Raw genomic sequence first — 23994 nt, forward strand, 5'->3', positions numbered from 1 at the left:
GCGCCCCTCCTGCTTTACGCGGCCATCTGCCGTTCCCGGAAGCGGAGGCGACGGCAGGCTGCAATGAACCCACGCGCCGATCGCGATGGAGGAAAAGCTGCGCTTCGCCATCCGCGAAGGCGGCCGCACCGTCGGGGCCGGCGTGGTCTCCAAGATCATCAAGTGATCTGACGGCGCGACAACGTCCCGCCGCACTCGCCAAACACCACAGGCCGCCTCCGAAAGGAGGCGGCCTTTCGGTTGGGGGGCAATCGGACTTGACGCCAAGGCTCTCCACGCGCTATAGGCGCGCATCGCAGTCGAGTCCGTTCGTCGAAGATTCGCTTGCCTTGCGCCTGGCCGCCTGATTACGGGCGGCCTTGCAGTTTTTATACGGTCCGATGCTGGCGCCGCGTGGTGCGTTGTCAGCCTCTCGACTGGAACTCCCCGTCAGAGGGATGACTATGCAAAGTCAGAATATCCGCATCCGGCTGAAGGCGTTCGATTATCGTGTGCTGGAAGCCAGCACCCAGGAAATCGTTAACACCGCCAAGCGCACCGGCGCGACCGTTCGCGGCCCGATTCCGCTGCCGAACAAGATCGAGAAATTCACCGTCCTGCGCGGCCCGCACATCGACAAGAAGTCGCGCGACCAGTGGGAGATCCGCACCCACAAGCGCCTGCTGGACATCGTCGATCCGACCCCGCAGACCGTGGACGCCCTGATGAAGCTCGACCTCGCCGCCGGCGTGGATGTCGAGATCAAGGTGTAAGGAGGGGATGATGCTGCGTACTGGTATTATCGCCAAGAAACTGGGCATGACCCGGTTGTTCCTGGAAGACGGCCGTCAGGTTCCGGTGACCGTTCTGCAACTCGACAGCCTTCAGGTCGTCGATCAGCGCACCGCCGCCCGCGATGGTTATACTGCCGTCCAGTTGGGCGCCGGCGTTGCGAAAGCAAAGCGCACGACCGCTGCGATGCGCGGTCATTTCGCCAAGGCATCGGTCGCGCCCAAGCGCAAGATCGCGGAATTCCGCGTGGCCGAGGAAAACCTGATCAACGTGGGCGAGGAAATCACCGCTGACCATTATTTCGCAGGTCAGTATGTGGACATCGCCGGCACCTCGATCGGCAAGGGCTTTGCGGGCGCCATGAAGCGCCACAACTTCGGTGGTCTGCGCGCCTCGCATGGTGTGTCGGTCAGCCACCGCTCGCACGGGTCCACCGGCCAGTGCCAGGATCCCGGCAAGGTGTTCAAGGGCAAGAAGATGGCAGGCCACATGGGTGCCGTCCGCGTCACCACCCAGAACCTGCAGGTCGTGCGCACCGATGCCGACCGCGGCCTGATCATGGTCAAAGGCTCGGTTCCCGGATCCAAGGGTGGCTGGGTCACCGTCAAGGACGCCGTGAAGAAGGCGACGCCCGACAACGTGATCTATCCCGCCGCGCTGAAGTCCGCCGCCGAAGAAGCCAGGCGCCTGGCCGAGGCCGCTGCCGCTGAAGCCGCTGCAGCCGAGGAAGCCGCGCGCGAAGCCGCTGCCGCCGAAGCTGCCGCTGCCGAGGAAGCCGCGCTGGCCGAAGCGCAGGAGGCGATCGCTGCCGACAAGGAAGCCGCCGATCCGAACGCCGACAAGGCTGCTGACGGTGCCTCTGATGCGCCCGAAGGAGACAAGTGATGAAACTCGATGTGATCAAGCTGGACACCGGCAAGGCCGGTGAAATCGAGCTGGCGGACGAGATCTTCGGGCTGGAGCCGCGCGGCGACATCCTGCAACGGGTCGTTCGCTGGCAGCACGCCAAGGCGCAGGCCGGCACCCACTCGGTGCTGGGCAAGTCCGACGTCAGCTATTCGACCAAGAAGATCTATCGCCAGAAAGGCACCGGCGGCGCACGCCACGGTTCCCGCAAGGCGCCGACCTTCCGTCACGGCGGCGTCTACAAGGGCCCGACCCCGCGTTCGCACGCCTTCGATCTGCCGAAGAAGGTGCGTGCCCTGGGTCTGCGCCATGCCCTGTCCGCCAAGGCAACCGCAGGTGAACTGGTGATCATCGAGGATCTGAACCTCGCCGATGCCAAGACCTCTGCCGTCGCCAAGGCCGTCAAGGAAAACGGCTGGAAGCGCGTGCTGGTGATCGACGGGACCGAGGTCAACGAAGGCTTCGCCCGCGCCGCCCGCAACGTCGAGGGCGTGGACATCCTGCCGTCGATGGGCGCCAACGTGTATGACATCCTCAAGCGCGACACCCTGGTGATCACGCGGTCGGGTGTCGAAGCTCTGGAGGCTCGTTTGAAATGAGCGCGAAAGCTGAACATTACGATGTGATCGTCAAGCCGATCATCACCGAAAAAGCCACCATGACGTCGGAAAACAACGGCGTGGTCTTTCAGGTGTCCAAGGATTCCTCGAAGCCGCAGATCAAGCAGGCGGTCGAGGCCCTGTTCGGCGTCAAGGTGAAGGCGGTCAACACCACCATCACCAAAGGCAAGCAGAAGCGCTTCCGGGGCATCCTGGGCCGGCGCAGCGACGTGAAGAAGGCCTATGTGACCCTGGAAGCAGGAAGCACTATCGACGTGTCCACCGGACTCTGATAGCAGGCACGAATCTGCGGCCCTGGGAAACCGGGGCCGCTGATCTTTTGACGACAACGGACCACCCTGGTCCAAAGCAACGGAAGACAGAAAGATGGCATTGAAGTCGTATAAACCGACGACGCCTGGCCAGCGCGGGCTGGTTCTGATCGACCGTTCGGAGCTTTGGAAAGGTCGCCCGGTCAAGGCCCTCACCGAAGGCCTGACCAAGAACGGCGGTCGGAACAACACCGGACGGATCACCATGCGCCGCAAGGGCGGCGGGGCAAAGCGCCTGTATCGCATCGTCGATTTCAAGCGCACCAAATTCGACATGGCCGCCGTGGTGGAACGGATCGAATACGATCCCAACCGCACCGCCTTTATCGCCCTGATCGGCTATGAGGACGGCCAGCGCGCCTATATCCTGGCGCCGCAGCGCCTGGCCGTGGGCGACAAGGTGATCGCCGGCGCCAAGGTCGACGTGAAGCCGGGCAACGCCATGCCCTTCAGCGGGATGCCGATCGGCACGATCGTCCATAACGTCGAGCTGAAGCCCGGCAAGGGCGGCCAGATCGCGCGTTCGGCGGGCACCTATGCCCAGTTCGTGGGCCGCGACGGCGGCTATGCCCAGATTCGCCTGTCGTCGGGCGAATTGCGCCTGGTCCGCCAGGAATGCATGGCGACCATTGGCGCGGTGTCGAATGCCGACCATTCGAACCAGAACCTGGGCAAGGCTGGCCGCAACCGCCACAAGGGCATCCGTCCCAGCGTTCGCGGTGTTGCGATGAACCCGATCGACCACCCGCATGGTGGTGGTGAGGGCCGGACTTCGGGTGGCCGCACGCCGGTCACGCCCTGGGGCAAGGACACCAAGGGCAAGAAGACCCGCAGCAACAAGGCGACCGACAAGTATATCTTGCGTTCGCGTCACGCGAAGAAGAAGGGGCGCTGACCTATGGCACGTTCTATCTGGAAAGGCCCCTTTGTTGACGCCTATGTGCTCAAGAAGGCGGAAAAGGCCCGCGACTCGGGGAAATCCGATGTCATCAAGATCTGGTCGCGTCGCTCGACCATCCTGCCGCAATTCGTCGGCCTGACCTTTGGCGTCTACAACGGGCAGAAGCACATCCCCGTTGCCGTGACCGAGGAAATGATCGGCCAGAAATTCGGTGAATATTCGCCCACGCGGACCTATTACGGCCACGCGGCGGACAAGAAAGCCAAAAGGAAGTAATCGTCATGGGTAAGGAAAACAATCCGCGCCGCGTGGCGGAGAACGAGGCGTTCGCCAAGACCAAGATGCTTCGCACCTCGCCGCAGAAGCTGAACCTGGTCGCGCAACTGATCCGCGGCAAGAAGGTGGACAAGGCCCTGGCCGACCTAACCTTCTCGCACAAGCGGATCGCGGGCGACGTGAAGAAATGCCTGCAATCGGCAATCGCGAACGCCGAGAACAACCATGGGCTGGACGTGGACAACCTGGTTGTCGCCGAAGCCTGGGTCGGCAAGAACCTGGTGATGAAGCGTGGCCGTCCGCGGGCGCGTGGCCGTTATGGCAAGATCATGAAGCCGTTTTCGGAAATCACCATCAAGGTGCGCCAAGTCGAGGAGCAAGCGTAATGGGTCAGAAGGTCAATCCGATCGGTATGCGCCTCCAGGTCAACCGCACCTGGGACAGCCGCTGGTACGCCGACGACAAGGACTATGGCAATCTGCTGCTTGAAGACCTGAAGATCCGGGACTTCATCAAGACCGAAGCCAAGCAGGCCGGCATCAGCCGCGTGATCATCGAACGTCCGCACCGCAAGTGCCGCGTGACGATCCATGCCGCGCGTCCGGGCGTGATCATCGGCAAAAAAGGCGCCGATATCGAAGTGCTGCGCAACAAGCTGGCGAACTTCACCAAATCCGAAGTTCACCTGAACATCGTCGAAGTCCGCAAGCCGGAAGTCGATGCCGCCCTTGTCGCGGAATCCATCGCGCAGCAGCTGGAGCGTCGGGTTTCGTTCCGCCGCGCCATGAAGCGCGCGGTTCAGAACGCGATGCGCATGGGTGCCCTGGGCATTCGCGTGAACGTGTCGGGCCGTCTTGGCGGCGCCGAGATCGCGCGGACCGAGTGGTATCGCGAAGGCCGCGTGCCCCTGCACACCCTGCGCGCCGACATCGACTATGCCCTGGCCGAAGCCTCGACCCCTTACGGGATCATCGGGGTGAAGACCTGGATCTTCAAAGGCGAGATCATGGAGCATGACCCCCAAGCCCGCGACCGCAAGGCCGCCGAGGCCCAGGAAGGTCCCGCCCCCCGTGGTCCGCGCCGTGACCGCGACGCGCGCTAAGGAGACATGAGATGCTGCAACCGAAACGGACCAAGTTCCGCAAACAGCACAAGGGCCGGATCCATGGCGAAGCCAAGGGCGGTTTCGCCCTGAACTTCGGATCCTTCGCGCTGAAGGCCACCGAGCCCGAGCGTGTGACCGCCCGCCAGATCGAAGCGGCCCGCCGCGCGATCACCCGCCACATGAAGCGTCAGGGCCGGGTCTGGATCCGGATTTTCCCGGACGTTCCGGTCTCGTCTAAGCCGACGGAAGTGCGGATGGGTAAGGGCAAGGGCTCGGTCGACTTCTGGGCCGCCCGCGTCCATCCCGGCCGCATCATGTTCGAGATCGACGGCGTGTCCGACGAGATTGCCCGTGAAGCCCTGCGTCTTGGCGCCAACAAGCTGCCGGTTCTGACCCGCATCGTGGCGCGCGAAGACTGGTAAGGGGTGGGGTGAAACCCCGCCTTCTGGAATAGACCCCGCCGGGCAGCCGGCGGGGTTTGCCATTTCCCCGGAAAAGGCTTGCATGGAACGGGCTCTGCCTGTATGGGCAGGCCTTCATCACGAAACTCCACCGGGAATCAGGGTGGCCCTGCGATGCAGGGGCTCTCCGGTGATGTTGAAAGGAAGAGGCGCATGAAAGCGCAGGAACTGAAATCGAAGACGCCCGACGAGCTGAAAGACCAGCTGGTTGCGCTGAAGAAAGAGGCCTTCAACCTCCGCTTTCAGCAGGCCACCGGCCAGTTGGAAGGCACCGCCCGGATGCGTTCGGTGCGCCGCGACGTGGCGCGCGTGAAGACCATCCTGAACCAGAAAGCGGCGGAAGCCGCGGCCTCGATCTAAGGAGACCGGCCCATGCCCAAACGCATCCTGCAAGGCCGCGTCACCAGCGACAAGAACGAACAAACCGTTACTGTCCTGGTCGAGCGCCGCTTCAAGCACCCCGTGCTGCACAAGATCGTTCGTTCGTCCAAGAAATACCGGGCGCATGACGCATTGAACCAGTTCAAGGTGGGCGACGAGGTTCGCATCGTCGAATGCGCCCCCATCTCGAAGACGAAACGCTGGACTGTCCTGACGGACGAAGCGGTTTCCGCGTAAGTCCATCATCACAGATCAGAAATGATCGAAACCCTGGGGCCGCAAGACGCGGTCCCCAAAGGTCGGGAGAAACCAAATGATCCAGATGCAGACCAATCTGGATGTTGCTGACAACTCCGGCGCTCGCCGGGTTCAGTGCATCAAGGTCCTGGGTGGTTCGCACCGTCGCTATGCGTCGGTGGGCGACATCATTGTCGTGTCCGTCAAGGAAGCCATCCCGCGGGGCCGGGTGAAGAAGGGCGACGTCCGCAAGGCCGTTGTCGTTCGCACCGCGAAGGAAGTGAAGCGCGAAGACGGAACCTCGATCCGTTTCGACCGCAATGCCGCCGTCATCCTGAACAACCAGGGCGAACCGGTCGGCACCCGTATCTTCGGGCCGGTCGTTCGTGAATTGCGCGCGAAGAACTTCATGAAGATCATCTCGCTTGCGCCGGAGGTGCTGTAATGGCTGCCAAGCTGAAAAAGGGCGACAAGGTCGTCGTGCTGGCCGGCAAGGACAAGGGCAAGCAGGGCGAAATCACCGCCGTCATGCCCAAGGTCAACAAGGCCATCGTTGATGGCGTGAACATCGCGATCCGCCATACCCGCCAGACCCAGACGACCCAGGGCGGCCGCATCCCGATGGCGGTGCCGATCGACCTGTCGAACCTGGCGCTGATGGATGCCAATGGCAAGGCGACCCGCGTCGGCTTCCGCATGGAAGGCGACAAGAAGGTCCGTTTCGCCAAGACTACGGGAGACGTGATCTGATGCTGGACACAAGCAAATACACGCCGCGCCTCAAGTCCGTTTACCGCGAAACGATCCGTTCCGCGATGAAGGAAGAGTTCGGCTACAAGAACGACCTGCAGATCCCGCGCCTGGACAAGATCGTCCTGAACATGGGCATCGGCGAGGCCGTGAAGGACACCAAGAAGGTCAAGCAAGGCGCTGAGGAATTGTCGCTGATCGCCGGCCAGAAGGCCGTCATCACCAAGGCGAAGACCTCGATCGCGGGCTTCCGCCTGCGCGAGGATATGCCCCTGGGTGCGAAGGTCACGCTGCGCGGCGACCGGATGTACGAATTCCTGGACCGGCTGATCAACGTGGCCCTGCCGCGCGTCCGCGACTTTCGCGGCGTGAAGGGCACCTCGTTCGACGGCCGCGGCAACTATGCCATGGGCCTCAAGGAACACATCGTGTTCCCGGAAATCAACTTCGACAAGGTCGACGAAGTTCTGGGAATGGACATCATCATCTGCACCACGGCGCCGACCGACGCCGAAGCGAAAGCGCTGTTGAAGCATTTCAACATGCCCTTCAACAGCTGATCGCGGAGGTAAGAGATATGGCAAAGAAATCCATGGTCGAGCGCGAGAAAAAGCGCGAGCGTCTGGTTGCGAAGTTCGCCACCAAGCGCGCCTCCCTCAAGGAGGTCATCAACAACCAGTCCCTGCCGATGGAAGAACGGTTCAAGGCAAGCCTCAAGCTGGCCGAACTGCCGCGCAATTCGTCGGAAACGCGTCTGCACAACCGGTGCCAACTGACCGGGCGTCCGCACGCGTATTACCGCAAATTGAAACTGTCGCGGATCATGCTGCGCGAGCTTGGCTCGCAAGGTCAGATCCCCGGTCTTGTCAAGTCCAGCTGGTAAGGGGGCATTATGTCGATGAACGATCCTCTCGGCGATATGCTGACCCGCATCCGCAATGCGCAGATGCGTGGCAAATCGACCGTGCGCACCCCGGCCTCCAAGCTGCGCGCTTGGGTTCTGGACGTGCTGAAAGCCGAAGGTTACATCCGCGGCTATGACGAACTGACCACCGATGCCGGCCATAAAGAGCTGGAAATCGGTCTCAAGTACCACGACGGCACCCCGGTCATCCGGGAACTGTCGCGTGTTTCGAAGCCCGGCCGCCGCGTTTATGCGGGTGCCCGGGAAATCCCGCAGGTCCGTCAGGGTTTGGGCGTCTCCATCGTCTCGACCCCCAAGGGCGTCATGTCGGATGCAGCGGCTCGCAACGCCAATGTTGGCGGCGAAGTCCTCTGCACCGTGTTCTGAGGAGGGCGCAATGTCTCGGATTGGTAAAAAGCCGGTCGCGCTGCCCAAGGGCGTGACGGCCGAGATCAAGGGTCAGACCATCGAGGTGAAGGGTCCGAAAGGCACCCGCAGCTTCACGGCGACCGATGATGTGGATCTGGTGCTGGACGAAGGTTCCGTCGCGGTCAAGCCGCGCGGAACGTCGAAGCGCGCTCGCCAGCAGTGGGGCTTGTCCCGCTCGATGATCCAGAACCTGACCGTCGGCGTGTCGGAAGGCTTCAAGAAAGAGCTGGAAATCCAGGGCGTGGGTTACCGCGCCTCGATGCAGGGCAAGACCCTGAAACTGGCTTTGGGTTATTCGCACGACGTGAACTTCGAAACGCCGGAAGGCGTGACGATCACGGCGCCGAAGCAGACCGAAATCGTTGTGGAAGGCATCGACCAGCAGCTTGTTGGTCAGGTGGCCGCGAACATCCGCGAATGGCGCAAGCCCGAGCCCTACAAGGGCAAAGGCATCCGCTACAAGGGCGAGTTCATCTTCCGCAAGGAAGGCAAGAAGAAGTAAGGGGCGCATGAAATGGCACTGAAAAAGCAAGAGCTGTTCCAGAAGCGCCGCCTGCGCGTGCGGAACAAGTTGCGGGCGATGTCGAACGGCCGTCCGCGGCTGTCGGTTCACCGGTCGTCGAAGAACATCTCGGTTCAGGTCATCGACGACCTGAACGGCGTGACCCTGGCTGCGGCCAGCACGCTTGAGAAGGACTTCGGCCTGGTCGGCAAGAACAATGTCGAGGCTGCCGCCAAGATCGGCGCCGCGATTGCCGAGCGTGCGAAAGCCGCCGGCATCGAGGAAGTCGTTTTCGACCGTGGCGGCTTCATCTTCCACGGCAAGGTGAAGGCCTTGGCCGACGCCGCCCGCGAAGGCGGCCTGAAGTTCTGATCATGCGGGCGGCGTCTTCGCCGCCCCGATGATCCGGGGGCGCCTTCCGGGGCGCCCACCTGGATTGACATCAACGGCGCGGATCGTGCGCCAGAATGCAAGGAATGCCATATGGCAGAACGTGACAACCGCCGGGGCGGCCGCCGCGAAGAACGCGAGGAAAACCCGGAATTTCAGGATCGTCTGGTCGCGATCAACCGCGTGTCGAAAACCGTCAAGGGCGGCAAGCGCTTTGGTTTCGCAGCCCTCGTCGTCGTCGGTGACCAGCGTGGCCGTGTCGGATTCGGCAAGGGCAAGGCGAAAGAAGTGCCCGAGGCGATCCGCAAGGCGACGGAACAGGCGAAACGCGGCTTGGTTCGCGTGCCGCTGCGCGATGGCCGCACCCTGCACCATGACATCGAAGGCCGCCACGGCGCGGGCAAGGTGATCATGCGCACCGCCGTTCCGGGCACCGGCATCATCGCCGGCGGTCCGATGCGCGCTGTGTTCGAGATGCTGGGCGTCCAGGACGTCGTTGCCAAGTCGCAGGGGTCGCAAAACCCCTACAACATGATCCGCGCGACGCTGGACGGCCTGAAAAAGGAAGCCAGCCCCCGTTCGGTCGCGCAGCGTCGCGGCAAGAAGGTGGCCGACATCCTGCCGCAGGACAACAAGCCTGCCGCCGAAGCCCCCGCCGAAACCGTTGAAGCGTAAGGAGACAGGCGAATGGCAACTATCGTCGTCAAGCAGATCGGTTCACCGATCCGTCGCCCCGCCATTCAGCGCGAAACGCTGAAAGGTCTGGGTCTGAACAAGATGAACCGCACCCGCGAACTGGAGGATACCCCCTCGATCCGCGGCATGGTCGCCAAGATCCCGCATCTGGTGACGATCATCGAAGAAAAAGCCTGATCCACAAGGATTGCTGAACGAAAACGCCCCGGAATGATCCGGGGCGTTTTTGTTTGCCATGCTTGCTCAGGCGCGGCGCGAGCGCCGCCGTAAAGCGGCAAGTCCGGCTGCGCCCGCTGCAAGCAGCAGACCCGAGGCGGGCAGGGGCACCGGGGCAGGGCTGATGTCGCCTGTCACCTCGACACTGTATCCGGCCAAACCGCCATGATCCTCGCGCAGGATTTGCAGATAGTTCAGTCCGGCGCCCAGATCGCCTAATGACAGCGTGAATTCCCCCGGCACTACGCCGCCCGGACGCAGATGGCCGCCCAGGAAGTTTCCGTTCAGCCAGACGAACAAGCCATTGTCCACGCCAAACGAGGCCAGGACATTGCTCAGACCGCCCGCGCCCCCGTCCAGTTCATAGATGATCGCCGTTTCGCTGTTGACCGACCAGCTTGCGGGAATGGCTACCGGCGAGGCGGACCAGCTGCCGCCCGGTGATGCCGGGGTCGTCAACCATGATCCGAGGGCAGACGACGCCGCCGACAGGTCGGGTTCATTGCCAGCCGGGATGTCCAGCGAGGGATCGCCCTGAGAAATGTTCGCCCCCGGGAACATAAAGCTGCCGTCGAACGGATTGCTGCCGTCCAGAACCGTGCCGATGCCGTCATTATAGTAACCGGCCGTTGTGCCGTCGATCAGGGTTGCGGCTTGGCCCGCCGTGGCGAATGCAGTGCAGGCAAGCGCCGCAAGGACGTATTGCTTCATGGGAAACCTCCAGACCAGTGACGGGGCAAGGATAACACGATGCCGTTATCAGCGCGGTGAAATCGGGCTGTTCTTTTAGGCAGGTGCGCCCCGGGGTGTGACCGGGGAAACACGCGCAACGCACGCGTTTCAAACGGGAATCGTCACAACGCAAAGTTGTATCTAATCTGCGGTCAGGTTTTCGCCCTGGAGCGTTCCATGTCCCTTTGCCCGTGTCTTGTTCCTGTCCTGTCTGCCTGGGCCATGCTGGGGGCGCTGTCCTTTCCGGCTCAGGCCGGTCCCTGGCCCCGCGACGCGGGGCATTCCTTTATCGCCCTGACGGGAGAATACGACCGCGCAGGCAATTCCCATGCTGGATTCTATGCTGAATACGGGCTTGTGCGCCGCTGGACCTTGGGACTGGAGATCAGTCATACTGACGTCGGAGAGACAAGTGCGATGGTCTGGTACCAGAAATCCCTGGATGACGGTGAGGGGCCGAATAAGTTGTCCTATTCCATGGGCTTCGGTGCCCTCCGACGGGACGGGCAACTGACGCCGCTGAGCCAAGTGGCCCTGATGTGGGGACGGGGTTTTTCCGGTCTCTGGGACGGCGGCTGGCTGACCGCCGAGGCCCGGGTGAAAGTCGCGGGCAAGACCGAGGAGGTCACAGTCCGGGAGGGGTTGACCCAGGTCCAGTATGCCTATCTGACGCCGGAAGTCGTCAGCAAGCTGGATCTGACCATCGGCATCCGCCCGGCGCCGTCCTGGGCCTTGGTGAACCAGTTGCGCCTTGAATCGCGCAAGGACAGCGACTTTTCGACCAAGATCGCCAGTTCCGTCGTTTATGACCTGACCGGACCTGCGCGGCTGGAAATCGGTCTTGTTGCGCCGCTGACCGGGCCCAGTGAGCCGGCGATCAAGATCGGCACCTGGCTGGAGTTCTGATCCTATTCCCGGCAGGCATAGACCGCCCCGCCGACCGCGACCACCGAAACGGCGGCGCCCGCCACGATGGCAGGGGAGGCTGCCATTGCCGCCGCCGCCCCGCCGATGGAGGACAGGGCGCCCGAGATATAGCCCTGCGATCCGCTGAGGATCACCGCCCCCGAACCGTCGGGCAGGGCGCGGGCGCCGTTGACCGCACCGCGTGCCGCCGCCCCGGTGATGGCGACAGCGGCGTTCCGGGTCTGGTTCACCCGCTGGCAGACCGAGTTCGCGGGTTTTTCGCAGCGGCCATAGGCGTCGCGGCGGCCCAGGTCGTATCCGATGATCGAGTCGCTGGCCTTGTCGTGACGCAGGCAAAAGGGGCCGCGTTCCTCGTCCGTCAGGTCTGGCGTCAGGCTGCGCAGGACGACATAGCTGGGGCAGGTATCGCGGCCCCAGGAGGTGAACAGGATCTCGCGCCGGCTGAAATGGTCACGCAATCCCGGCTCGTCCCGGTCATAGGCCAGCGGCACGTCCTGGGCGTTGATGCGGGCGGTGCAAAAGGTCGGCTGGGCCTGTGCTGCAAGAGGCGCGGCAAGCAGGGCGGCAAGGACAAGGGCAATGCGGGTCATGGGGAAAGGTCCAGAGGCTGATCCTGCCCTGATAAGCCGGGGAACGGCGACGGCAACTCACATCCGCTTGTCCAAGGCCGCAAGGCGGGACTTGCCGCAGGGGGGTGTTCCGTTTATATGCCCCGGGTGCGATTGCGCACCGATTCACGAAACAAGACATGCCGTGTCCGTCCCATCATCGCTTCGGGGACGCGTCCGGTTGAGGAGAAGCGACATGAAACTGCATGAAATCCGCGACAACGATGGCGCGAACCGTAAGAAAAAGCGCGTGGCGCGTGGTCCCGGTTCCGGCAAGGGCAAGACCGCAGGACGCGGGATCAAGGGCCAAAGCTCTCGGTCGGGCGTGGCGCTGAACGGGTATGAAGGCGGCCAGATGCCGCTGTATCGCCGCCTGCCCAAGCGCGGCTTCACCAAGCCGAATGCGAAATCCTTTGCGGTGGTGAACCTGGGCCAGATCCAGTCCTTCATCGACGCGGGCAAGATCGACGCCACCGCCGAGCTGACCGAGGACGCCCTGGTGGCGTCGGGTCTGGTGCGGCGCAAGCTGGACGGCATCCGTCTGCTGGCCAAGGGCGAAGTGACCGCTGCCCTGACCATTGCCGTGACCGGCGCCTCGAAATCGGCCGTGGAAGCGGTCGAGAAGGCAGGCGGCAAGGTGTCGCTGCCGGTCGTGACCGAGGCGGCGGAATAAGCTGTTGATCGGGGCGTGCGCGCCCCATAGATAGCGAACAGGTTTTCCTGGCGCCGCCGGTCCCCGGAAACGGGTCGGCGGCGCTGTCATGACACGGGACGTAAAACACATGGCGTCAGCCGCAGAACAGATGGCCGCGAACCTTTCATGGAGCGCATTCGGCAAGGCCACGGAACTTCGCCAGCGTATCTGGTTCACGATCGGCCTGCTGATCATCTATCGGCTGGGCACCTATATCCCGGTGCCGGGCATTGACGGCGCTGCACTGCGCAACTTCATGGACCAGGCGCAATCCGGCATTGGCGGCATCCTGTCGATGTTCACCGGTGGCGCCTTGGGCCGCATGGGCGTCTTTGCGTTGGGCATCATGCCCTATATCTCTGCCTCGATCATCGTGCAGCTTTTGACGTCGATGGTTCCCTCGCTTGAACAGTTGAAGAAGGAAGGCGAGCAGGGGCGCAAGAAGATCAACCAATACACCCGCTATGGCACCGTTGCCCTGGCGCTGTTCCAGGCCTTTGGCCTTGCGAAATCGCTGGAGGCGGGCGGCCTGGCGCATGATCCGGGGCTGTTCTTCCAGGCGTCTGTGGTGATCACCCTGGTCGGCGGCACGATGTTCCTGATGTGGCTGGGCGAACAGATCACCGCGCGCGGCATCGGCAACGGCATCTCTTTGATCATCTTCGTGGGGATCGTCGCGGAAATCCCGGCGGCGCTGGCGAACTTCTTTGCCCAAGGCCGGTCGGGCGCGATTTCCACCCCGGTGATCCTGGGCGTGATCGTGATGGTGGTGGCTGTGATCGCCTTTGTGGTGTTCATGGAGCGCGCGCTGCGCAAGATCCGCATCCAATATCCCCGGCGCCAGGTCGGCATGAAGATCTATGACGGCCAGTCGTCCCACCTGCCGATCAAGGTGAACCCGGCGGGCGTCATCCCGGCGATCTTCGCGTCCTCGCTGCTTTTGCTGCCGATCACGATCTCGACCTTTTCGGGCAACCAGACCGGCCCGATCATGTCCACGATCCTCGCCTATTTCGGGCCGGGGCAGCCGCTGTACCTGCTGTTCTTTGCGGGCATGATCGTCTTCTTCGCCTATTTCTATACCCACAACGTCAGCTTCAAATCCGACGACGTGGCCGAGAACCTCAAGAACCAGGGCGGCTTCATTCCCGGCATTCGCCCCGGCAAGCGGACCGAGGAATATCTGGATTATGTCGTCAACCGCGTGCTGGTCATCGGCGCGGCCTATCTGGCGGCGGTCTGTCTCTTGCCGGAAATCCTGCGCCATCAGTGGTCGGTGCCATTCTATTTCGGCGGCACCTCGGTCCTGATCGTGGTGTCGGTGACGATGGACACCATCAACCAGGTGCAAAGCCATCTTCTTGCCCACCAGTACGAAGGGTTGATTGAGAAATCCCAGTTGCGTGGTAAACGCAAAGAAGGAAGCGCAAAGCCGCGTCGCGCGCCGTCGCGCCGCTAACGGCCCAAAGGGCTGACGAGGGGGACAGACCGTTTATGACGATCAATATCATTCTATTGGGGCCGCCCGGTGCCGGCAAGGGAACGCAAGCCCGCAAGCTGGTCGAAGATCGCGGTCTGGTCCAACTGTCCACGGGCGATATGCTGCGCGCCGCACGGTCCTCGGGGACCGAGATGGGTAAGCGCGTGGCCGACGTCATGGACCGCGGCCAGCTTGTCACCGATGAGATCGTCATCGGCTTGATCCGCGAAAAGCTGTCCGAGGGGGGCAACGGCTTCATCTTCGACGGCTTCCCCCGGACGCTGGCCCAGGCCGATGCCCTGGGCAAGCTGCTGGACGAAACCGGCATGGTGCTGGATGCCGTGGTCGAGATGCAGGTCGACGACGAGGCCCTGGTCCGCCGCATCACAGGCCGATATACCTGCGGCAATTGCGGCGAGGTTTATCACGACGAGACAAAGCCGGCCGCAAGGCATGGTGTTTGCGATGTCTGCGGTTCGACCGACCTGCGGCGCCGGGCCGACGACAACGAGGACAGCCTCAAGACCCGGCTTCTGGAATATTACAAGAAGACCTCGCCCTTGATCGGTTACTACTATGCCAAGGGCAAGCTGGCGCCTGTGGACGGACTGGCGGCCATGGACGAGGTTTCAGCCCAGATTGCCGCCGTGCTGCCTGTGTCAAGCGAAATCCACGCAGCCACTTGACGCCATGGGAAACACCCTTTAACTCACGGCATCTCGCACGAGAATCACCCTTTCGAGGGTGGACCATCAGCGGCCCGAAGGCATGGCTTTCGGGCCTTACGTTGTGAAAAAAGGTTCCGGTGCTACGGAACCGCAACCGATAAAGGAAAACGCGTGGCTCGTATTGCTGGCGTCAACATTCCGACCGGGAAACGTGTCCCGATCGCCCTGACCTATATCCACGGCATCGGCCCGATGTATGCCGGACAGATCTGCGAAGCCGTCGGCATCGACCAGTCGCGGCGCGTGAACGATCTGTCGGATGCCGAAGTCCTGCAAATCCGCGAATACATCGATGCGAACCTGACGGTCGAAGGCGATCTGCGCCGCGAACGCCAGATGAACATCAAGCGCATGATGGACCTGGGTTCCTATCGCGGTCTGCGTCACCGCCGCGGCCTGCCGGTCCGCGGTCAGCGCACGCATACCAATGCCCGCACCCGCAAGGGCCCGGCGAAGCCAATCGCTGGCAAGAAGAAATAAGGGGTAACGGTTATGGCACGTGATAAAACCCGCATGAAGCGCAAGGAACGCAAGAACATCGCCACCGGCGTTGCTCATGTGAATTCCAGCTTCAACAACACCAAGATCCTGATTTCCGACGTTCAGGGCAACGCAATCTCGTGGTCGTCCGCCGGCACCATGGGCTTCAAGGGTTCGCGCAAATCGACCCCCTACGCCGCCCAGATGGCCGCCGAGGACGCGGGCAAGAAAGCGCAGGAACACGGCGTCCGCACGTTGGAAGTCGAAGTGCAAGGCCCCGGTTCGGGCCGCGAATCGGCGTTGCGTGCGCTGGCTTCGGTTGGCTTCAACATCACCGCAATCCGCGACGTGACGCCGATCGCGCATAACGGCTGCCGTCCGCCGAAGCGCCGCCGCGTCTGATCTTCGGACCACACACAACCCGGACTGCGCGTCGCTCGCGCGGTTCGGTCTTTCCGTTTTCAACCTCGGGCGTTTCCGACCACGGACATGGGACGGAAACAAGAATGGAGGCAAACGCATGATCCACAAGAATTGGGCCGAGCTGATCAAGCCGACTCAGCTGGTCGTCAAGCAAGGCGCGGATGCCACCCGCACCGCCACGCTGGTTGCCGAACCGCTGGAACGCGGCTTTGGTCTGACGCTGGGCAACGCGCTGCGTCGTGTGCTGCTGTCGTCGCTGCAAGGCGGGGCCATCACCTCGGTCCAGATCGACAACGTCCTGCATGAATTCAGCAGCGTCGCCGGCGTCCGCGAGGACGTGACGGACATCGTCCTGAACCTCAAGGGCGTGACGCTGAAGATGGATGTCGAAGGGCCGAAGCGCCTGACCCTGTCCGCAAAGGGTCCGGGCGAGGTCAAGGCCAGCGCCATCCAGGAGACTGCCGGGATCATGGTTCTGAACCGCGACCACGTCATCTGCCACCTGGACGACGGCGCCGACCTGAACATGGAACTGACCGTGCAGACGGGCAAGGGCTATGTCGCGGCCGACAAGAACCGCCCCGAGGACGCGCCCATCGGGCTGATCCCGATCGACGCGATCTTCTCGCCCGTCAAGCGCGTCAGCTATGAAGTCACGCCGACCCGCGAAGGTCAGGTGCTGGACTATGACAAGCTGACCATGAAGATCGAAACCGACGGTTCGCTGACCCCGGAAGACGCCGTGGCCTATGCCGCGCGCATCGTCCAGGACCAGTTGTCGGTCTTCGTGAACTTCGACGAGCCGGAATCGGCGAACCGGCAGGATTCGGAAGACGGCCTGGAATTCGACCCGCGCCTTCTGAAGAAGGTGGACGAACTGGAACTGTCTGTCCGTTCGGCCAACTGCCTGAAAAACGACAACATCGTCTATATCGGCGATCTGATCCAGAAAACCGAAGCCGAGATGCTGCGCACCCCGAACTTTGGCCGCAAGTCCTTGAACGAGATCAAGGAAGTGCTGTCGGGCATGGGCCTGCACCTGGGCATGGACGTTGTCGATTGGCCGCCAGAGAACATCGAGGACCTTGCCAAGCGGTTCGACGACCAGTTCTGAAAGATACCGTAGGGTGCGTGCTTGCACGCACCTTGCGACATATGGGCTTCCCGCCCCAAGGAGAGCGGCCCGCACGCATGGGCTGCCGGACAAAGCAAAAGACGTAAACGGAGAATCATCATGCGTCACGCCCGTGGCTATCGCCGCCTCAACCGAACCCACGAACACCGCAAGGCGCTGTTCGCCAACATGGCCGGCTCGCTGATCGAGCACGAGCAGATCAAGACGACCCTGCCCAAGGCCAAGGAACTGCGCCCGATCATCGAAAAGCTGATCACGCTGGCCAAGCGCGGCGATCTGCACGCCCGCCGTCAGGCTGCGTCGCAATTGAAGCAGGATCAGTATGTCGCCAAGCTGTTCGAGGTGCTGGGCGCGCGCTACAAGGACCGCCAGGGCGGCTATGTCCGTGTCCTGAAGGCCGGTTTCCGGTATGGCGACATGGCGCCGATGGCGATCATCGAATTCGTTGACCGCGATCCTTCTGCCAAGGGTGCGGCCGACCGTGCCCGTGTCGAGGCCGAGGCTGCCGACGCCGAATAAGGCATCGTTCATCGAGCGATGGAATCAGACGCCTCGCAGCCATCCGGGTTGCGGGGCGTTTTTCATGACGTTGCGGCAAAATTGACCGGATTTCGTCGGATCGATCATCCGCAAAAGCGCACGGGCGGCGTCCTGTCGCTCATCCCCTGTCAAGGGCATCGCCAGCAACTGCTGGCGAAGTTCGTCGGGCAGCGCGGAAATGTCGCTGGATGGCCGCATAGGCGGGTTCTCCTATCCCATTAAGGATATGGCAACTATTATCGGTCACTACTACTTTGTACGTTGACGCCTTCAAACACAATTTGTCTAAAAAGTCATGTCATCACGCGCCGATATCAATGCTGGCCTGCACAAACTGGGGAAGCTGGCCCCGGCGGGTTATTTTGTCGGGCTGCATATTCGGTTTGCCGCCCCCCTGATGCAGTTCCAGACCTATCCCCAGGAATGGTCGGACTTTTATTCCCAGAATGGCTATGCGCTGCGCGATCCGACGATTGCCTGGGGCTTCTCGACAACGGGGGCCTGCCGCTGGTCCAGCCTGCCGATCCCGGATCCGTTCAGCATTCTCAAGGACGCGGCGAACCACGGCCTGACCTTCGGGCTGACGGTTTCCTATGGTCCCATCAATTCACGCACCATCGCCAGCTTTGCCCGCGATGACCGCGAATTCACGGATGCCGAGATCGCCGAGATCTCGACCACGGTACGTCGGCTCCACGATTCGACAGAGCCGCCGGCGAGCCTGACCAAGGCTCAGAAAGAAGCCCTTCGTTGCGTCGCGGAGGGTGATCGTCATGCGGCAGCGGCAGCCAAACTTGGCATTACCGAAAGCGCGTTCAAGGCAAGGCTGATCTCGGTCCGCGAAAGACTGAAGGCACGCACAACCGCCGAGGCGCTGCAAAGGGCCAAGGAGTACCGCCTGCTATAAGGCGTTCGCCCAGGGGATCCGGGACGCGAGGAGGGGCTGTCCTTACACCCCAGGAGAATGACAATGCAGACGACCACGCTTTCTTTTTCAAACCTCCACAACCATGGCGAGTTGTTCGCCAAGCTGTTTCGCGCCCGCAAGCAGAGCTTCATCATCCAGAAGAACTGGGATCTGCCCGAAGCCGAGGACATGGAATTCGACCAGTACGACACGCCGCAAAGCCGCTGGATCGCCGTCCATGACAAGGGCGAGGTTCTTGCCGGCTTCCGCCTGACGCCCACCACCGCACGCTGCGGGATCTACAGCTATATGATCCGCGATGCGCAAAAAGGCATCCTGGGTGGATCGATCCCGCAGGATCTGCTGGACGCCGAGGCACCGGTGGACGACCAGGTCTGGGAATGCTCGCGCGTGTTCGTCAGCCACGACATTCCGCAGATGTACCGCCGCAAGGTCCACTTCAAGATGGTCGAGGCGATGACCGGATCGGCCCGTGAACTGGGCGCCACGCGGTTGATCGCACTGACGGGCGCCAGCTGGCCCCGGTGGTATGGCCGTTGCGGCCTTGATGCCGAGGCGATCGGCCGTGTCATGTGGATCGACGACGCCAACTTCCAGTGCGTCGCCATCAATCTGGCGCCGAAGATGCATTGACGGCGGGGCTGTTCGCAGCGGCCCGGCCGTCCTACATTGGCTGCATCATGCCAGATCTGTTCGACGCCAGCACCTTTTCCGATCCACCGCCCACCCCGGCGGTGCGACCCCTGGCTGACCGCATCCGCCCCGTGCGCATGGGCGATGTGATCGGCCAGGACAAGGTGCTTGGCCCGGACGGGCCGCTGGGGTCGATGCTGGCCTCGAAAAGCTTGTCCTCGCTGATCCTCTGGGGGCCGCCGGGCGTCGGAAAGACGACCATCGCGCGGCTTCTGGCGGATGAAACCGACCTGGCATTCGTGCAGATCAGCGCCATCTTTTCCGGCGTGCCGGAACTGCGCAAGGTGTTCGACACGGCCAGGCTGCGCCGTCAGCAGGGTCGCGGGACGCTGTTGTTCGTAGACGAGATCCACCGCTTCAACAAGGCGCAGCAGGACAGTTTCCTGCCCTATATGGAGGACGGGACGATCCTTCTGGTCGGTGCGACGACCGAGAATCCGTCCTTTGAACTGAACGCCGCCCTGATGTCGCGGGCGGTGGTGATCGTGCTGGAACGCCTGTCCCTGCGCGACCTGGAACTGCTGGCGCAGCGGGCAGAACGCGAGCTGGGCCGCAAGCTGCCCTTGACGGCCGAGGCACGGGAAGCGCTGCTGGAAATGTCTGACGGCGACGGGCGCGCCGCCCTCAACCTGATCGAGCAGGTGGCGGCTTGGAAGACCGACAAGCCGATGGACCAGCCTGCCATGGCCCAGCGGCTGATGCGGCGTGCCGCGAAATACGACAGGTCGGGGGACGAGCATTTCAACCTCATCTCTGCCCTGCATAAATCGGTGCGCGGGTCCGACCCCGATGCGGCTCTGTACTGGCTGGGCCGGATGCTGGAAGGGGGCGAGGATCCGCGTTATCTCGCCCGCCGCATCACCCGCATGGCGGTCGAGGATATCGGCCTGGCCGATCCGGCGGCGCAGCGCCATTGCCTGGACGCCTGGGCGCTTTATGAACGCCTGGGCAGTCCCGAAGGTGAGTTGGCCTTGGCGCAGGCGGTGATCTATCTCGCGCTCGCGCCCAAGTCGAATGCCGGATACACGGCCTACAAGGCCGCCCGGGCCGAGGCGAAGCGAACCGGCAGCCTGATGCCGCCCGCCCATATCCTGAACGCGCCCACCAAGATGATGAAGGACCAGGGTTACGGCGCGGGCTATGCCTATGACCACGACGCCGAGGACGGGTTTTCGGGCCAGAACTATTTCCCCGACGGCATGAAGCGCCCGGTGCTGTATGTCCCAGTCGAGCGCGGCTTTGAGCGGGAATTGAAAAAGCGGCTGGACTGGTTCGTGTCGCAGCGGTTGAAGCGCGGCGGTTGACTTTGCGCAACAGTCGGAACAGGACCACCCCATGATGAATCCATATCTTCAGGTCGCCGTTGGCGGTGCCATCGGATCGGTGGCGCGCCTTGGCATATATCGTGCGATCCCCGCGCAGGGGCTTCCGTGGGCAACATTCGCCGTCAATGTTGCCGGCAGCCTTGTCATGGGCCTGTTGTCGGCCCTGCTGGCGCAACGGGGCGGGGCCTGGGCGCCCTTGCTGCTGACCGGCATCCTTGGCGGCTTCACCACCTTTTCGGCATTTTCGCTGGACGCGGTGACCCTGTGGGAACGCGGGCAGGGCGCGCTTGCGGCAACCTATGTCGCGGGATCGGTTCTGGTGTCGCTGCTGGCGGTCCTTGCCGGCATGGCCATGGGCCGGGGGATCTTCGCATGAGCGGCGTTCAGACCATCAGCGTGGGCGGGGACGAGGGCGAACAGCGTCTCGACCGCTGGCTGAAGAAGAAGTTTCCGCAGTTGGGCCAGGTCGCCATCGAAAAGCTGTGCCGCACCGGCCAGATCCGCGTCGATGGGGGACGGGTAAAGCCCGCGACCCGGATCGAGACCGGGCAAGAGGTTCGCATCCCGCCCTTGCCGGACGCGGCCCCGATGCCCGCCCGTGCCAAGGACCGGCCTCTGGGTCCGCGCGTGTCCGACAGCGACCAGCAGATGATCCAGGCGGCGGTCCTGTGGAAGGACGAACACATCATCGCGCTGAACAAGCCGCCGGGCCTTCCGTCCCAGGGCGGCAGCGGCCAGGGTGATCGTCATGTGGACGGGCTGACCACGGCACTGATGTTCGGATACAAGGACCGGCCCAAGCTGGTGCATCGGCTGGACAAGGATACATCCGGCGTGCTGCTGCTGGCGCGCACCGACCGCGTCGCGCGCGCCCTGTCCGAGGCGTTCCGGTCCCGCACCACGCGCAAGATATACTGGGCCGTTGTCGCGGGCGTTCCCCATCCGCGCATGGGAACGGTGCGGTATGGGTTGGTCAAGGCGCCGGGCCATGGCCGCGGGGGCGAGGGCGAAAAGATGATCGCCGTCCATCCCCGCGACATCGACGCGACCGAGGGCGCCAAGCGCGCCACGACCGATTATGCCGTGCTGGACGCGCTTGGCACGCGGGCCAGCTGGTGCGCGCTTGTGCCGATCACCGGGCGGACCCATCAGTTGCGCGCGCATATGGCGGAACTGGGCCACCCCGTCGTGGGGGATGGAAAATACGGCGGTTCGGGGCAGGAGAACCTGGGCGACGGCTGGGGCGCGCAACTGGGCGGGGAAATCAGCAAGAAGCTGCATCTTCATGCCCGCAGCCTGACATTCGACCATCCCATCACCAAAAAGCGCGTCACCCTGACCGCGCCCTTGCCCGACCACATGGCGCGCACCTGGAAAACGCTGGGCTGGCACGAAAACGACGTGCCCGATGATCCCTTCGCGGATAACGAATAGGGCAATCGGCATGAGCGAATGGAAAGCGCGGCGGTTCTGGAAGGCGGCGTCGGTCCGGCCGGTCGGGCAGGGATTCGAGGTTCTCTTGGATGATCGCCCCCTGCGCACCCCCGGCAAGCTGCCGCTGCTGCTGCCGGTCGAGGCCCTGGCCTGGGCCGTGGCGCAGGAATGGGACGCGCAGGCCGATGTGATCGATCCCAACACCATGCCGCTGACCCGGGCTGCGAATTCCGCCATTGAAAAGGTCACGCCCCAATTTGCCGGTGTCGCGGCCATGCTGGCCGAATATGGCGGCACCGACCTGTTGTCCTATCGCGCCGACCAGCCGGCGGAACTGGCGCGCCGCCAGGCCGGGGCCTGGGATCCCCTGGTCGACTGGGCGGCCACGGATCTGCGCGCGCCGTTGCGCATCACCCATGGCGTGATCCCCATCGCGCAGGATCCGCAGGCGCTGGCGCGGTTGCATGGCTATGTCGCAGGGTTGGACAGCTTCGGCCTGACCGCCTTGCACGATCTTGTGACGCTGCCCGGATCGCTGGTCCTGGGCCTGGCGGTCGTCCGGGGCCGGATCGACGCGGCGGAAGCATTCCGCATCTCTCGCATCGACGAGGATTTCCAGGCGGAACAATGGGGCCAGGACGACGAGGCACGGGAGGCCGCCGAAAGCCGCAAGGCCGCGATGCTGATTGCAGAACGGCTTTGGCATCTGTCACGCCTCAGTTGAATATGCCCTCCGGCAGGGCGTCACGCTTGACGCATCGGGAAGGATCGGCACTATGTTGCCTATGGGACGCCTCTTGAGCGGGCTTCCACGAAAAAAGCCCGGCCGCCAAGGTTCGGGCGCTGCCCCTGCCCGGCAGGGACAGCAACCAACAAAGGGGTAGAAATGAAGATTTCGGTATTTCTGGGTTCTGTCGCCGCCGCCACGCTGATGGCCGGGGTGGGCATGGCCGACACGCTGGCCGATGTGAAGGCGCGCGGTGAACTGAACTGCGGCGTGAACACCGGACTTGTCGGCTTTGCCGCGCCGGACGCGAACGGAAACTGGACAGGCTTTGATGTCGATATCTGCAAGGCCGTCGCTGCTGCCGTGCTGGGCGATGCGACCAAGGTGAAATACGTCCCCACGACCGGCCAGACGCGGTTCACCGCCCTGTCCTCGGGCGAGGTCGACCTGCTGGCCCGGAACTCGACGTGGACATTCTCGCGCGATACCGACCTGAAGCTGGATTTCGTCGGCGTCAATTACTATGACGGCCAGGGCTTCATGGTCCGCAAGGATCTGGGCGTGACCTCGGCCAAGGAACTGGAAGGCGCAACGGTCTGCATCCAGACCGGGACCACCACGGAACTGAACCTGGCCGATTACTTCAAGGCCAACAACATGACCTATTCGCCCGTCAACATCGACAGCAATGCCGAGGGCGAGCAGCAGTACATGGCCGGGGCCTGCGATGCCTACACGACCGATGCGTCGGGCCTTGCTGCAACCCGTGCGGCCTTCGCCGATCCCGAAAACCACATCATCCTGCCCGAAATCATTTCAAAGGAACCCTTGGGGCCTGCGGTGCGCCATGGCGACAGCAACTGGGGCGACATTGTCCGCTGGACCCTTTACGCGCTGATCGCGGCCGAGGAATACGGCATCACCTCGGCCAATGTCGAGGAACTGACCAGCTCCTCGCAGAACCCCGAGGTCCAGCGCCTTCTGGGCGTGACCGATGACCTGGGTGCGATGATCGGCCTGGACAAGGAATGGGCCAAGCGCGCCATCATGGCCAGCGGCAACTATGGCGAAATCTTCGCGGCCAACATCGGCGAGCAAACCCCGATCGGTCTGGCCCGCGGCCTGAACGCCCAGTGGACGCAGGGCGGCCTGATGTATGCGATGCCCTTCCGCTGAGGCATGACCAAGACCGAAGGGGGCGCAGATGCGCCCCCTTTGCTTAAGCAAAAGACCGGTTGCGACAAACGCTGCCACCAAAGGCATCACCGGCTACAGGGGTAAGAT

General features: G+C 63.1%; 38 protein-coding genes and 1 pseudogene. 36 read left to right on the forward strand and 3 right to left on the reverse strand.

Features of this window, described 5'->3' with window-relative positions; all coding sequences use genetic code 11:
* Positions 1-73: 73 nt before the first annotated feature.
* From Q5701_RS22915 to rpmD, 21 genes and pseudogenes are all read left to right on the forward strand, one after another.
* Positions 74-166, forward strand: a pseudogene (locus tag Q5701_RS22915) (EF-Tu C-terminal domain-related protein); the annotation flags it as partial.
* 277 nt (positions 167-443) lie between these two features.
* Complete coding sequence (gene rpsJ, locus Q5701_RS16020) at positions 444-752, forward strand: 30S ribosomal protein S10 (protein WP_089386317.1); 309 nt, start codon at positions 444-446, stop codon at positions 750-752.
* Between the two features lie 10 nt (positions 753-762).
* Positions 763-1656: a 50S ribosomal protein L3 gene (gene rplC, locus Q5701_RS16025; RefSeq protein ID WP_234855829.1), complete on the forward strand. Its 894-nt coding sequence runs from the start codon at positions 763-765 to the stop codon at positions 1654-1656.
* Positions 1656-2276 carry a 50S ribosomal protein L4 gene (gene rplD, locus Q5701_RS16030; RefSeq protein ID WP_306752009.1) on the forward strand — a complete coding sequence of 207 codons (621 nt, stop codon included), beginning with the start codon at positions 1656-1658 and terminating at the stop codon, positions 2274-2276. The genes rplC and rplD overlap by 1 nt, the downstream gene beginning before the upstream one ends.
* The gene (locus tag Q5701_RS16035; RefSeq protein WP_234853842.1) at positions 2273-2569 is read left to right on the forward strand and encodes a 50S ribosomal protein L23; all 297 of its coding nucleotides are present in this window, start codon (positions 2273-2275) and stop codon (positions 2567-2569) included. The genes rplD and Q5701_RS16035 overlap by 4 nt, the downstream gene beginning before the upstream one ends.
* Positions 2570-2663: 94 nt before the next feature.
* Entirely contained in the window at positions 2664-3503 is an 840-nt protein-coding gene (gene rplB / locus Q5701_RS16040; RefSeq protein ID WP_234853841.1) for a 50S ribosomal protein L2, read from the forward strand.
* A gap of 3 nt (positions 3504-3506) precedes the next feature.
* Positions 3507-3785 carry a 30S ribosomal protein S19 gene (gene rpsS / locus Q5701_RS16045; RefSeq protein WP_126155998.1) on the forward strand — a complete coding sequence of 93 codons (279 nt, stop codon included), beginning with the start codon at positions 3507-3509 and terminating at the stop codon, positions 3783-3785.
* Positions 3786-3790: 5 nt separating this feature from the next.
* Positions 3791-4171 carry a 50S ribosomal protein L22 gene (gene rplV, locus Q5701_RS16050; protein ID WP_154763378.1) on the forward strand — a complete coding sequence of 127 codons (381 nt, stop codon included), beginning with the start codon at positions 3791-3793 and terminating at the stop codon, positions 4169-4171.
* On the forward strand, positions 4171-4887 hold the full coding sequence (rpsC, locus tag Q5701_RS16055; RefSeq protein ID WP_306752012.1) for a 30S ribosomal protein S3: 717 nt from the start codon (positions 4171-4173) through the stop codon (positions 4885-4887). Before rplV ends, rpsC begins: the two co-directional genes overlap by 1 nt.
* A gap of 11 nt (positions 4888-4898) precedes the next feature.
* Complete coding sequence (rplP, locus tag Q5701_RS16060) at positions 4899-5312, forward strand: 50S ribosomal protein L16 (RefSeq protein WP_126156001.1); 414 nt, start codon at positions 4899-4901, stop codon at positions 5310-5312.
* Positions 5313-5504: 192 nt separating this feature from the next.
* The gene (rpmC, locus tag Q5701_RS16065; RefSeq protein ID WP_234853840.1) at positions 5505-5711 is read left to right on the forward strand and encodes a 50S ribosomal protein L29; all 207 of its coding nucleotides are present in this window, start codon (positions 5505-5507) and stop codon (positions 5709-5711) included.
* A 12-nt stretch (positions 5712-5723) separates the two neighbouring features.
* A complete protein-coding gene (rpsQ, locus tag Q5701_RS16070; protein WP_234853839.1) occupies positions 5724-5969 on the forward strand; it encodes a 30S ribosomal protein S17 in 246 nt (81 codons plus the stop codon).
* A gap of 76 nt (positions 5970-6045) precedes the next feature.
* Positions 6046-6414, forward strand: coding sequence for a 50S ribosomal protein L14 (gene rplN, locus Q5701_RS16075; protein ID WP_010400243.1), 369 nt, complete (start codon positions 6046-6048; stop codon positions 6412-6414).
* Positions 6414-6719 (forward strand): 50S ribosomal protein L24, encoded by a 306-nt coding sequence (gene rplX, locus Q5701_RS16080; protein WP_306752029.1) that lies wholly within the window; start codon positions 6414-6416, stop codon positions 6717-6719. Before rplN ends, rplX begins: the two co-directional genes overlap by 1 nt.
* Positions 6719-7279 carry a 50S ribosomal protein L5 gene (rplE, locus tag Q5701_RS16085; protein ID WP_306752030.1) on the forward strand — a complete coding sequence of 187 codons (561 nt, stop codon included), beginning with the start codon at positions 6719-6721 and terminating at the stop codon, positions 7277-7279. Before rplX ends, rplE begins: the two co-directional genes overlap by 1 nt.
* A gap of 17 nt (positions 7280-7296) precedes the next feature.
* Entirely contained in the window at positions 7297-7602 is a 306-nt protein-coding gene (gene rpsN, locus Q5701_RS16090) for a 30S ribosomal protein S14 (protein ID WP_234853836.1), read from the forward strand.
* A gap of 9 nt (positions 7603-7611) precedes the next feature.
* Positions 7612-8010: a 30S ribosomal protein S8 gene (gene rpsH / locus Q5701_RS16095; protein ID WP_234853835.1), complete on the forward strand. Its 399-nt coding sequence runs from the start codon at positions 7612-7614 to the stop codon at positions 8008-8010.
* Positions 8011-8020: 10 nt separating this feature from the next.
* On the forward strand, positions 8021-8554 hold the full coding sequence (rplF, locus tag Q5701_RS16100; RefSeq protein WP_234855828.1) for a 50S ribosomal protein L6: 534 nt from the start codon (positions 8021-8023) through the stop codon (positions 8552-8554).
* Between the two features lie 12 nt (positions 8555-8566).
* Positions 8567-8926, forward strand: a complete 360-nt coding sequence (gene rplR, locus Q5701_RS16105) for a 50S ribosomal protein L18 (RefSeq protein ID WP_234853834.1) — start codon at positions 8567-8569, stop codon at positions 8924-8926.
* 111 nt (positions 8927-9037) lie between these two features.
* The gene (gene rpsE / locus Q5701_RS16110) at positions 9038-9619 is read left to right on the forward strand and encodes a 30S ribosomal protein S5 (protein ID WP_234853833.1); all 582 of its coding nucleotides are present in this window, start codon (positions 9038-9040) and stop codon (positions 9617-9619) included.
* Positions 9620-9631: 12 nt separating this feature from the next.
* A complete protein-coding gene (rpmD, locus tag Q5701_RS16115) occupies positions 9632-9817 on the forward strand; it encodes a 50S ribosomal protein L30 (RefSeq protein WP_103173018.1) in 186 nt (61 codons plus the stop codon).
* Between the two features lie 66 nt (positions 9818-9883).
* Here the strand turns inward: rpmD and Q5701_RS16120 are convergent, their stop codons facing one another.
* The gene (locus Q5701_RS16120; RefSeq protein WP_306752031.1) at positions 9884-10567 is read right to left on the reverse strand and encodes a VPLPA-CTERM sorting domain-containing protein; all 684 of its coding nucleotides are present in this window, start codon (positions 10565-10567) and stop codon (positions 9884-9886) included.
* 198 nt (positions 10568-10765) lie between these two features.
* On the opposite strand from Q5701_RS16120, the gene Q5701_RS16125 reads away from it, so the two are divergent.
* Entirely contained in the window at positions 10766-11494 is a 729-nt protein-coding gene (locus tag Q5701_RS16125; RefSeq protein ID WP_306752032.1) for a hypothetical protein, read from the forward strand.
* 2 nt (positions 11495-11496) lie between these two features.
* Here Q5701_RS16125 and Q5701_RS16130 read toward each other — a convergent pair whose 3' ends face one another.
* Positions 11497-12105, reverse strand: coding sequence for a hypothetical protein (locus Q5701_RS16130; RefSeq protein ID WP_306752033.1), 609 nt, complete (start codon positions 12103-12105; stop codon positions 11497-11499).
* Positions 12106-12319: 214 nt separating this feature from the next.
* Between Q5701_RS16130 and rplO the strand changes: the two genes are divergently transcribed.
* From rplO to rplQ, 7 genes are all read left to right on the forward strand, one after another.
* Positions 12320-12796 carry a 50S ribosomal protein L15 gene (gene rplO, locus Q5701_RS16135; protein WP_306752034.1) on the forward strand — a complete coding sequence of 159 codons (477 nt, stop codon included), beginning with the start codon at positions 12320-12322 and terminating at the stop codon, positions 12794-12796.
* 109 nt (positions 12797-12905) lie between these two features.
* A complete protein-coding gene (secY, locus tag Q5701_RS16140) occupies positions 12906-14276 on the forward strand; it encodes a preprotein translocase subunit SecY (RefSeq protein WP_234853828.1) in 1371 nt (456 codons plus the stop codon).
* A 35-nt stretch (positions 14277-14311) separates the two neighbouring features.
* Complete coding sequence (locus Q5701_RS16145; RefSeq protein WP_234853827.1) at positions 14312-14983, forward strand: adenylate kinase; 672 nt, start codon at positions 14312-14314, stop codon at positions 14981-14983.
* A 153-nt stretch (positions 14984-15136) separates the two neighbouring features.
* Positions 15137-15505: a 30S ribosomal protein S13 gene (gene rpsM, locus Q5701_RS16150; RefSeq protein ID WP_234853826.1), complete on the forward strand. Its 369-nt coding sequence runs from the start codon at positions 15137-15139 to the stop codon at positions 15503-15505.
* Positions 15506-15517: 12 nt separating this feature from the next.
* Entirely contained in the window at positions 15518-15907 is a 390-nt protein-coding gene (gene rpsK, locus Q5701_RS16155; protein WP_234853825.1) for a 30S ribosomal protein S11, read from the forward strand.
* Positions 15908-16025: 118 nt separating this feature from the next.
* Positions 16026-17042 carry a DNA-directed RNA polymerase subunit alpha gene (locus tag Q5701_RS16160; RefSeq protein ID WP_306752035.1) on the forward strand — a complete coding sequence of 339 codons (1017 nt, stop codon included), beginning with the start codon at positions 16026-16028 and terminating at the stop codon, positions 17040-17042.
* A gap of 120 nt (positions 17043-17162) precedes the next feature.
* A complete protein-coding gene (gene rplQ, locus Q5701_RS16165) occupies positions 17163-17582 on the forward strand; it encodes a 50S ribosomal protein L17 (RefSeq protein WP_234853823.1) in 420 nt (139 codons plus the stop codon).
* Between the two features lie 24 nt (positions 17583-17606).
* Here the strand turns inward: rplQ and Q5701_RS16170 are convergent, their stop codons facing one another.
* Positions 17607-17801: a hypothetical protein gene (locus tag Q5701_RS16170; RefSeq protein ID WP_234853822.1), complete on the reverse strand. Its 195-nt coding sequence runs from the start codon at positions 17799-17801 to the stop codon at positions 17607-17609.
* A gap of 97 nt (positions 17802-17898) precedes the next feature.
* On the opposite strand from Q5701_RS16170, the gene Q5701_RS16175 reads away from it, so the two are divergent.
* From Q5701_RS16175 to Q5701_RS16205, 7 genes are all read left to right on the forward strand, one after another.
* Complete coding sequence (locus Q5701_RS16175; RefSeq protein WP_234853821.1) at positions 17899-18510, forward strand: helix-turn-helix transcriptional regulator; 612 nt, start codon at positions 17899-17901, stop codon at positions 18508-18510.
* Positions 18511-18573: 63 nt separating this feature from the next.
* On the forward strand, positions 18574-19164 hold the full coding sequence (locus Q5701_RS16180; RefSeq protein ID WP_234853820.1) for an acyl-homoserine-lactone synthase: 591 nt from the start codon (positions 18574-18576) through the stop codon (positions 19162-19164).
* A gap of 47 nt (positions 19165-19211) precedes the next feature.
* Positions 19212-20528, forward strand: a complete 1317-nt coding sequence (locus Q5701_RS16185; protein ID WP_306752036.1) for a replication-associated recombination protein A — start codon at positions 19212-19214, stop codon at positions 20526-20528.
* 31 nt (positions 20529-20559) lie between these two features.
* Positions 20560-20925, forward strand: coding sequence for a fluoride efflux transporter FluC (locus tag Q5701_RS16190; protein ID WP_306752037.1), 366 nt, complete (start codon positions 20560-20562; stop codon positions 20923-20925).
* Complete coding sequence (locus Q5701_RS16195) at positions 20922-21983, forward strand: RluA family pseudouridine synthase (protein ID WP_306752038.1); 1062 nt, start codon at positions 20922-20924, stop codon at positions 21981-21983. The genes Q5701_RS16190 and Q5701_RS16195 overlap by 4 nt, the downstream gene beginning before the upstream one ends.
* 10 nt (positions 21984-21993) lie before the next feature.
* Positions 21994-22707, forward strand: coding sequence for an ATP12 family chaperone protein (locus Q5701_RS16200; RefSeq protein WP_306752039.1), 714 nt, complete (start codon positions 21994-21996; stop codon positions 22705-22707).
* Positions 22708-22869: 162 nt separating this feature from the next.
* Positions 22870-23886: an amino acid ABC transporter substrate-binding protein gene (locus tag Q5701_RS16205; protein WP_234853815.1), complete on the forward strand. Its 1017-nt coding sequence runs from the start codon at positions 22870-22872 to the stop codon at positions 23884-23886.
* The last annotated feature ends 108 nt before the right edge of the window (positions 23887-23994 follow it).

This window comes from Paracoccus actinidiae, assembly GCF_030863885.1.
Lineage (GTDB): Bacteria > Pseudomonadota > Alphaproteobacteria > Rhodobacterales > Rhodobacteraceae > Paracoccus > Paracoccus everestensis.